The 8539-nt window shown below is 36.1% G+C and carries 8 protein-coding genes; 2 read left to right on the top strand and 6 right to left on the bottom strand.

From position 1 onward, the window contains the following. Positions 1 to 156: 156 nt before the first annotated feature. Positions 157 to 1056, bottom strand: a complete 900-nt coding sequence (locus VK91_RS21670) for a DMT family transporter (protein WP_048395813.1) — start codon at positions 1054 to 1056, stop codon at positions 157 to 159. 132 nt (positions 1057 to 1188) lie between these two features. Here VK91_RS21670 and VK91_RS21665 point away from each other — a divergent pair, with 132 nt between their 5' ends. Both VK91_RS21665 and VK91_RS21660 read left to right on the top strand, forming a co-directional pair. Continuing rightward, on the top strand, positions 1189 to 1911 hold the full coding sequence (locus VK91_RS21665; protein WP_004233792.1) for an MgtC/SapB family protein: 723 nt from the start codon (positions 1189 to 1191) through the stop codon (positions 1909 to 1911). Between the two features lie 14 nt (positions 1912 to 1925). Then, a complete protein-coding gene (locus tag VK91_RS21660) occupies positions 1926 to 2909 on the top strand; it encodes a cation diffusion facilitator family transporter (RefSeq protein ID WP_048395811.1) in 984 nt (327 codons plus the stop codon). Between the two features lie 53 nt (positions 2910 to 2962). Here VK91_RS21660 and VK91_RS21655 read toward each other — a convergent pair whose 3' ends face one another. The 5 genes from VK91_RS21655 to VK91_RS21635 all read right to left on the bottom strand — a co-directional run. Continuing rightward, positions 2963 to 3661 carry a hypothetical protein gene (locus tag VK91_RS21655; protein ID WP_048395809.1) on the bottom strand — a complete coding sequence of 233 codons (699 nt, stop codon included), beginning with the start codon at positions 3659 to 3661 and terminating at the stop codon, positions 2963 to 2965. A 360-nt stretch (positions 3662 to 4021) separates the two neighbouring features. Continuing rightward, positions 4022 to 5185: an iron-containing alcohol dehydrogenase gene (locus VK91_RS21650; protein ID WP_048395807.1), complete on the bottom strand. Its 1164-nt coding sequence runs from the start codon at positions 5183 to 5185 to the stop codon at positions 4022 to 4024. A 367-nt stretch (positions 5186 to 5552) separates the two neighbouring features. Then, positions 5553 to 6797: a Glu/Leu/Phe/Val dehydrogenase gene (locus tag VK91_RS21645; RefSeq protein WP_004233781.1), complete on the bottom strand. Its 1245-nt coding sequence runs from the start codon at positions 6795 to 6797 to the stop codon at positions 5553 to 5555. A gap of 83 nt (positions 6798 to 6880) precedes the next feature. Continuing rightward, on the bottom strand, positions 6881 to 8074 hold the full coding sequence (locus tag VK91_RS21640) for an ornithine--oxo-acid transaminase (protein ID WP_004233780.1): 1194 nt from the start codon (positions 8072 to 8074) through the stop codon (positions 6881 to 6883). Positions 8075 to 8324: 250 nt separating this feature from the next. Then, the coding region (locus VK91_RS21635) for an aldehyde dehydrogenase family protein (RefSeq protein ID WP_048391719.1) at positions 8325 to 8539 on the bottom strand (215 nt) is incomplete at its 5' end.

The following is an 8539-nucleotide window of genomic DNA, read 5'->3' as shown; positions in this document are numbered from 1 at the left end:
TTCAGTTTTCAAGGTTCATTTTATTTAAGTCGTTTTCAGCGACTTTATTATCTTATCTCATCCCCAACTAAAAGTCAACAACTTTTCAAAACTTTATTTTCAAGCGTTCCTTCTTGTTAAGGACAAGTAATAATATATAATATAGCATTTTAAAAATCAAGCATTTTTCTTAAAAAAATTAAAAATCTTTTTAATATCTATTACAAACAATAGAATTCCTGCTAATACAATCAATCCACCGATGATTTGTGTCATGATTAAATACTCTTTAAATATCACCAAAGCTAAAAGAGCAGCTCCTACAGGCTCAAATAATATAGCAATTGAAACAACATTCGTACTGACGTATTTAATTGACCAATTAAACAAAGTATGACCAAGTAAATTTGGTATTAACGCTAATAAGATAAACCATAACCAATCCATCGAAGAATATGGACCAAAAGATTCCCCTTTAACCATTACATATATAAATAAAGTGATGGTACTTACAACATATACAACCATTGTATAGGTCACAAGTGATAATCTCTTACGTACATCCTGTCCTAATAGAAAATAAGCTGTCGCTAGTGCACAAGCAACGAGCGCCAGTACATCTCCATATAAGGCTGTTCCACTTACTTTAAAATCGCCCCAACTAATTAAAACACTTCCTATTATTGCAATTGATCCTGCTACAATTGTTTTCATCGTAATTTTCTCTTTAAAGAAAAAGTAAGTGCCCACAAACGCAAACAAAGGTTGTAGTGTTACTAAAACTGTTGAACTTGCTACTGAAGTATAGTTGAGTGATTCAAACCATAATATAAAATGAAAGGCTAAAAAAATCCCTGCAACTGAAGAAAATAGCCAATCACGTCTTTTTAAAGTCGTTAACTCCTTTGTATATCCCCTTAAAAACCATGGCGCCATGATAAAAACGGAAAATAGCATGCGATAAAATGCTATAATCCCCGCTTCCGCCGATGCTAATTTCACAAAAATAGCTGACATCGATACTGAAATTACACCAATCACAATCGGGATGTATGGATGGATTTTTGGCTGCTCCAAAAAACCCCACCTTCCTAAAAAAATACTTATATGTCCTTACTTCATGTTGTACAATACAAAAAAGTGATGCACATATAATAATGACAGTTTGCATATCTCTTAGCAATACGAAATATCAATGGAGGGTTGTGTATGGAAACATTATTCGAAAATATGATTACATATGAAGTTGGCATAAAATTAGTTATTGCAGCCACATTAAGTTTAGTAATCGGTATCGAAAGGGAATTAAAGAAAAAACCAGTTGGATTAAAAACAAGTTTAGTTATTGCTACTTTCAGCTGCTTATTAACGATTATCTCCATTGAAACTGCCTACTCAACCCCCGCTAGAGAAGATATTAATATTACGATGGACCCTCTTCGTTTAGCCGCACAAATTGTTAGTGGAATTGGCTTTCTTGGTGCAGGAGTCATTCTAAGACGCGGGAATGACAGCATTACGGGTTTAACAACCGCTGCTATGATTTGGGGAGCCGCTGGTATTGGTATTGCGGTTGGTGCAGGTTTTTACATGGATGCAACACTAGCTGTTGTGATCATTGTTTTTGGAATTGAAGTACTATCACCTTTTCTTATGAAAATCGGACCAAAGCGAATTCGTATGCGGGAAATTTTGTTAAAAGTCCAAATTGATGATGACAACCATACAGAATCATTTCTATTATTTTTAAAGGACAACAACATTATCATTGAAAATATACGCATTAAAGATGTGCACTTAAAAAACGATAGTGTTTTACATGAGTTAGATTTACGTCTTTCCTTAATCGTCTCGGATAATTTGTTGTCATTTTATCGTTCATTACGAGCACTATCTTATATAGAAAAAATCGAAATGGAAATTTTAAACTAGTTGGAGGATTTTTTATGGCAGAACTATTAAAACTACTAAAAGACGGTAACAAACCCTCTCTAATGGCTGCATGTGTAAATGCATTTTTAGGAATTATTAAAGGAATCGCCTTTTTCTTTACAGGTAACGTTGCGATGTTTGCAGAAATGATGCACTCTCTAGGCGATGCAGCAAACCAATTATTTGTGTATATAGGGTCAGCACTCTCTAAAAAGGCACCTACAAAACAATTTCCCGGTGGCTTTGGTCGTATTGTCAATTTAGTATGCCTTTTCGCCGTAATAATTGTAGCTATCCTTTCTTATGAAACAATAAAAGAAGGTTGGCATCATTTTATTCATCCCACAGGAGAGTCTAGCGGGATATTGATTGCCCTAGGAGTATTATTCATCGGGATTGTTTTAGAAGGGACAGTGCTAGCTAAAGCGGCTGCAGAAGTGCTACATGAATCAGGTCAAGAAAAAGCAGGTATCGCATCTATTCCGAAAGCATTCACATACTTGAATAGAGCAAAACCGGCCACAAAATTAGTTTTTATGGAAGATTTAGTTGCTACTGGAGGCAACTTCTTAGCCTTTGCTGCTATTTTAATTGCTTATTTTACAGGTTGGGGTCGAATAGAAGGACTAGTTTCGATGATAATTGGGGTCATGATGTTTTATGTTGTAGGTAAGGTATTCCTTGATAACGCACGTGGTGTCATTGGTGAAACTGATGAAGAGATGTTAAACCATATAGCTCACCTCGTAATGGATGATCCAAATATCAAAGATATTGTGCGTCTTGAAGTGATTAAAGAAGGAGAGTTTTTACATGTAGAATTAGTGGCTGAAGCTGATCCGCTTTTATCGTTAGCCTTTTTAGATGATGTTCGGGATCATTTAACAGAGGTAATCCTAAGCCAAAAAGGAGTATCTAAAGTAGCTATATTATTCGACGAAGATGATGGGAAAACAAGCTGGATACACGTTGGTGAAAAACCAAACAACTCCATTTAATACTTTATAAAAACAAATAGCCAATTGCCGTATTTCAGGCAGTTGGCTATTTGTTAGACTAATTTTAAATTAGGAATATCCTCATAACCTACATAAACATGGTTTGTAATCATAAAAGTAAGTAATTTATTACAAGCAATCATTTGTCTTTTACCATTCTGCTGAATAACGATTTTTGAAAATAGTAAGGAGGCTTGACGATTAGCTAATGCATATTCTTCTGCATTGAGAATATTTCTGCCATCCACATGACAACCCAACACGAAATTTCCTAAAAAAGAATCCTTTAATACATTCGGATGCATGGATTGGTAATGTACTTCAGCAATTGAATCTTCTATATTCATAAATTGATGGGCTACCAAATAATGTTTTAAAGCACCTTTTAAATCAATTGCAATAGCTGTATCTGCTAAAATTGTTCGATAATAAACAGGAACAATCTCAGCACCCCCCAAATACGGCTTAACTTCTACAACAATTTCTCCAGAAGGACGAACAAATAATTGTACAATTGCTTTATTTACACCATCCGAAAAAATAACATTCGTTCGCCCAAAACGCACGCTTTTAAAAAATATACTTTGATCTACAATGTATCCAGTGATAATTTTATCATTTTCAATTTGCAATGATTTCGCTTCAATCCCCAATACCTCTACACAATTTTGCATTTTATAAACATGTTGCTGGAATGGCATTTCTATACAACTTAATGTAACAATACGGTCCTGTAGCAATTGTTTCAACATTTGATCCCTCTCCTCTTTGTTTAATATTGTAATTATTTTAGTAAAGGTGGCTGAACAACTTCTGAACATCGACACACGAATTGACTGATTACGACAAAAAACTATCCTTTTCTGTCATTCCATAAATCACCTTATAGTAAAATAATCTACAATATAGGTTGAATGACTCAGTTAAAAACATAACTTTCCTCACTTAAAATAAAGAAAAATACATTTATATTCCTTCTATTATGTATCTATTTTATTATATTGCAGGACTAAAGAAACTTCTACGACAAAATTCTACATTAATCGTTAATTTTTCTTAACCTTGCAATAAAAAAAGTATGAGGCTATAAGCATAGCCTCATACTTAAAGTATTAAAGAGAATTTCGTAAAATGGTTCTTACATCTTCCTCTTGCAATCGATTAAAGTTGCCAAAAGGGCCATTTTGCATAGCATGATCTACAATTTGCTGGAATTTCGAATCATCAATATCGTAATCTGCCAAACGACTAGGTGCCCCTAATGATGTCCAAAATGCAGATAAACGATCAATCCCCTCATAAGCAACCTCTTCTACTGTTTTACCTATTGCCTCGACTCCAAACACACGTGTTGCTATACCTGCAAAACGCTCAGGATTTACTGGTACATTTAAACGCATCCAATGCGGTTGAAGAATGGCTAAACCACCTGCATGTGGAATGTCATATACAGCAGATACAGCATGTTCAATATTATGAGATGCCCAATCCCCTCGTGAACCAATTGATAGGAATCCATTTAAACCAATTGTCCCTGCTAATAGAATGGTTTCGCGTAACTTCGTATTTTCTAGGTCCTCTAATAATTTTGGAGCTGTCGTAATAACTGTTCGCAATACCCCTTCACACATTTCATCTGTGATAGGAGTATTCGTTGTATTGTGGAAATATTGCTCAAATACATGCGACATCATATCCACTATTCCATACACAGTGTGATTTTTAGGTACAGTCACTGTATATGCTGGATTTAGTATTGAAAATTTCGGGAAGGCTGCTGGACTACCCCAACTTAGTTTTTCTTCTGTAGCAGCATTCGTTATCACAGATCCAGCATTCATTTCTGAGCCTGTAGCAGCAAGTGTTAATACCGTTCCTAGTGGTATAGCTTGTTCTACAAACACTTTACGTTTCACGATATCCCAAGCATCGCCATCATACTTAGCGCCAGCAACAATTAATTTAGAACAATCGATTACTGAACCACCACCCACAGCAAGAACTAAGTCAATTCCTTCAGTTTTGCATATCTCAATACCTCGTCTAGCTGTTTCCACTCTTGGATTTGGCTCTACACCACCTAATTCAAATACGGTTTTATCCGCCTGTTGTAATTTTTCTATAACAGCATCGTATACACCATTCGATTTAATACTTCCGCCACCATATACAACTAATACCTTGTTTCCAAATTGCTCTAATTCTTTCGGCAATTTTTCAAGTGCATCCTCACCAAAATGTAGTTTCACTGGGTTAAAAAAAGTAAATGAATCCATCTAATTCGCCCCTTTCTAGTTGGATTTTCTCATAATTACGCTAGAGAAAGCAAAGATTAAACGCTGTCAACACTTTGCTATTTCGAAAGCGTTTTTTCAAACTGTTCAGATTTTGTTCAGACAATAGTTGTATAGTACTACTCATTACATAAGATAAAAGGAATTTTTGCACATGCTTATTATTGTAATTGTTGTCGTAACCATAATTTTGGGCTTTTTTCTGCTAAGATTTTTTAAAATCAAAAAAATAAGAAACGAAAAAAAGATGCTATTAGAGCAGCGCCTAGACCACCTTCTTCAATCAAATAAAAACGAAAAAAATGAGTCATCCCAATAATATAGGAATGACTCATTATCTTCTTTTTACTTAAACCCAACCACGGAAGCGAGAAGCTTCTGCAGTACGGCGAACACCTACCATGTAAGCTGCTAAGCGCATGTTGATGTTACGTGTTGTTGCTGTTGTATATACATTATCAAATGCTTCGACCATTTTTTTGTATAGACGTTCTTCCACTTCTTCTTCTGTCCAATAATAACCTTGGTTATTTTGCACCCATTCAAAGTAAGAAACTGTAACTCCACCTGCAGAGGCTAATACGTCTGGTACAAGTAAAATGCCACGCTCTGTTAAGATTTTAGTTGCTTCAGCTGTTGTTGGACCATTTGCTGCTTCTACTACGATATTTGCTTTCACATTATGTGCATTGTCAGCAGTAATTTGGTTTTCAATAGCAGCTGGTACTAAAATATCACAATCAAGCTCTAACAATTCTTTGTTTGAAATTGTGTTTTCAAATAGAGTAGTTACTGTTCCGAAGCTATCGCGACGATCTAATAAATAGTCGATATCTAAACCTTCAGGATCATGAAGTGCACCATAAGCATCTGAAATACCGATTACTTTCGCACCTAAATCATGCATGAATTTTGCAAGGAAGCTTCCTGCGTTACCAAATCCTTGAATAACAACACGAGCACCTTTAATATCAATACCACGTTTTTTTGCTGCTTCTTCGATTACGATTGTAACACCTTGTGCAGTCGCACGGTCACGACCTTGAGAACCACCAAGTACTAGTGGCTTACCAGTGATGAAGCCTGGAGAGTTGAACTCATCCATTCGGCTATATTCATCCATCATCCATGCCATAATTTGTGCATTTGTAAATACGTCTGGCGCAGGAATATCTTTTGTTGGTCCTACGATTTGACTTACCGCACGAACATAGCCACGGCTTAAACGTTCGATTTCGCCCATTGACATTTGACGAGGATCACAAATGACACCGCCTTTACCACCGCCGTACGGTAGATCGACAATACCACATTTCAATGTCATCCACATTGAAAGCGCTTTAACTTCCTCCTCAGACACTTGTGGGTGGAAACGAACCCCACCTTTAGTTGGTCCTACAGCATCATTATGTTGTGCACGGTAACCAGTAAATACTTTTGTTGTACCATCATCCATTTTCACTGGGATACGTACTTGTAGCATGCGAAGCGGTTCTTTTAGTAATTCATACATTGCTTCATCATAGCCAAGTTTATTTAGAGCATCTTGAATGACATCTTGTGTTGATGTGAAAAGATTTAAGTTTTCAGACATTATTAAATCGCCTCTTTGTTTTTTTTAATGATAGTTATCGGCATCATTGTAACATACTTCCGAATTAAAATGTGAACATTTTGTTAAAGTTTAAATACTTTTTCAATTTGTTCAATTGACCAATCTAAATCCTCTTGAGAAATAACAAGTGGTGGTGCAAAACGAATTACTGTATCATGTGTTTCTTTACATAATAGACCTAATTCTTTAAGTTTTTCACAGTATGGACGAGCTGCTTCTGTTAGCTCCATACCGATAAATAAACCACGACCACGTACTTCCTTAATAACTGGGTTGTTAATTTCTTTTAATTTACCTTTGAAGTATTCGCCAAGTTCGTGTGAACGCTCTGCTAATTTTTCATCTAATAATACTTTAATTGATGCAATTGAAACTGCACAAGCTAAAGGATTACCGCCAAAAGTTGAACCATGTGAACCCGGGTTGAATACACCTAAAATACTACGGTTTGCAGCCACACAAGAAATTGGGAATACGCCGCCACCTAGAGCTTTACCCAAGATATACATATCTGGTTCTACTTCTTCCCAATCACAAGCAAACATTTTACCTGTACGTGCTAAACCAGCTTGAATTTCGTCAGCAATGAAAAGTACATTGTTTTCACGGCAAAGTTCACGAGCTGCTTTTAAGAAGCCTTCTGTTGGAATGACGATACCCGCTTCACCTTGAATTGGCTCAATTAAAAATGCAGCAGTGTTTGGTGTAATAGCCGCTTTTAAAGCTTCAAGATTACCATAATCTACTAATTTAACATTTGGTAGCATTGGACCAAAACCACGACGGTATTCTTCATCAGAAGATAAAGATACAGCTAGCATTGTACGACCATGGAAGTTACCATTACATGCAATAACTTCAGCTTTACCCTCTTCTACGCCTTTTACATCATATGCCCAACGACGAGCTGCTTTAAACGCAGTTTCTACTGCTTCAGCACCAGTATTCATTGGTAATACCATTTCTTTATTTGTTAATTTCCCTACTAGCTCATACCATTCACCAAGGTTTTCACTGTAAAAAGCACGTGAAGTTAACGTTACTTTATCAGCTTGCTCTTTTAAAGCAGCGATAATTTTTGGGTGACGGTGTCCTTGGTTTACTGCTGAATAAGCAGATAACATATCTAAATATTTGTTACCTTCTGGATCTTTAACCCAAGCACCCTCAGCCTCTGAAATAACGATTGGCAGTGGATGATAGTTTGCTGCACCAAAATTTTGTGTTTGTTCAATAACTTGTTGAGTTTTTGTCATATCCTATTCTCTCCTTACTAATCATGTTGAAAAACTTTATAAAAGAAAGGGACTATGTATCACTATAAGTAGAATGATTAAGAATATAGCAACAATTCAAACGGTAAATTTGCTAACTTCTCCAAGGTAAACTACGTCATGAAAGTCTACGGTTTTAGCCAGGGTAGCGTTACCTGGAGAAGTGTCACAAATTCATTCAAAATGCCTCAATTTCTACCTACTTTGAACAGCCCTCACGTCAATGTGAAAATTAAAGCATTTCTGAAGTTGTTTTTGCTTGCATATGCAGTTGTAGGTAGTCTGGGCCACCTGCTTTTGAATCTGTACCTGACATGTTGAAGCCACCAAATGGTTGGTAACCTACGATTGCACCTGTACAGCCACGGTTGAAGTAAAGGTTTCCTACATGGAATTCTTCACGTGCTTTTTCTAGGTTCATACGATTTGTTGTGATAACAGCGCCTG

This window comes from Lysinibacillus sp. LK3 (genome assembly GCF_001043675.1).
Classification (GTDB): Bacteria; Bacillota; Bacilli; order Bacillales_A; family Planococcaceae; genus Lysinibacillus; species Lysinibacillus capsici.
This window is presented reverse-complemented; position numbering and strand designations above follow the sequence as displayed.

Coding starts and splice junctions, on each gene's coding strand:
- VK91_RS21665 (WP_004233792.1), top strand. CDS start 1,189: ATGGAAACATTATTCGAAAATATGATTACATATGAAGTTGGCATAAAA.
- VK91_RS21660 (WP_048395811.1), top strand. CDS start 1,926: ATGGCAGAACTATTAAAACTACTAAAAGACGGTAACAAACCCTCTCTA.
- VK91_RS21655 (WP_048395809.1), bottom strand. CDS start 3,661: ATGTTGAAACAATTGCTACAGGACCGTATTGTTACATTAAGTTGTATA.
- VK91_RS21650 (WP_048395807.1), bottom strand. CDS start 5,185: ATGGATTCATTTACTTTTTTTAACCCAGTGAAACTACATTTTGGTGAG.
- VK91_RS21645 (WP_004233781.1), bottom strand. CDS start 6,797: ATGTCTGAAAACTTAAATCTTTTCACATCAACACAAGATGTCATTCAA.
- VK91_RS21640 (WP_004233780.1), bottom strand. CDS start 8,074: ATGACAAAAACTCAACAAGTTATTGAACAAACACAAAATTTTGGTGCA.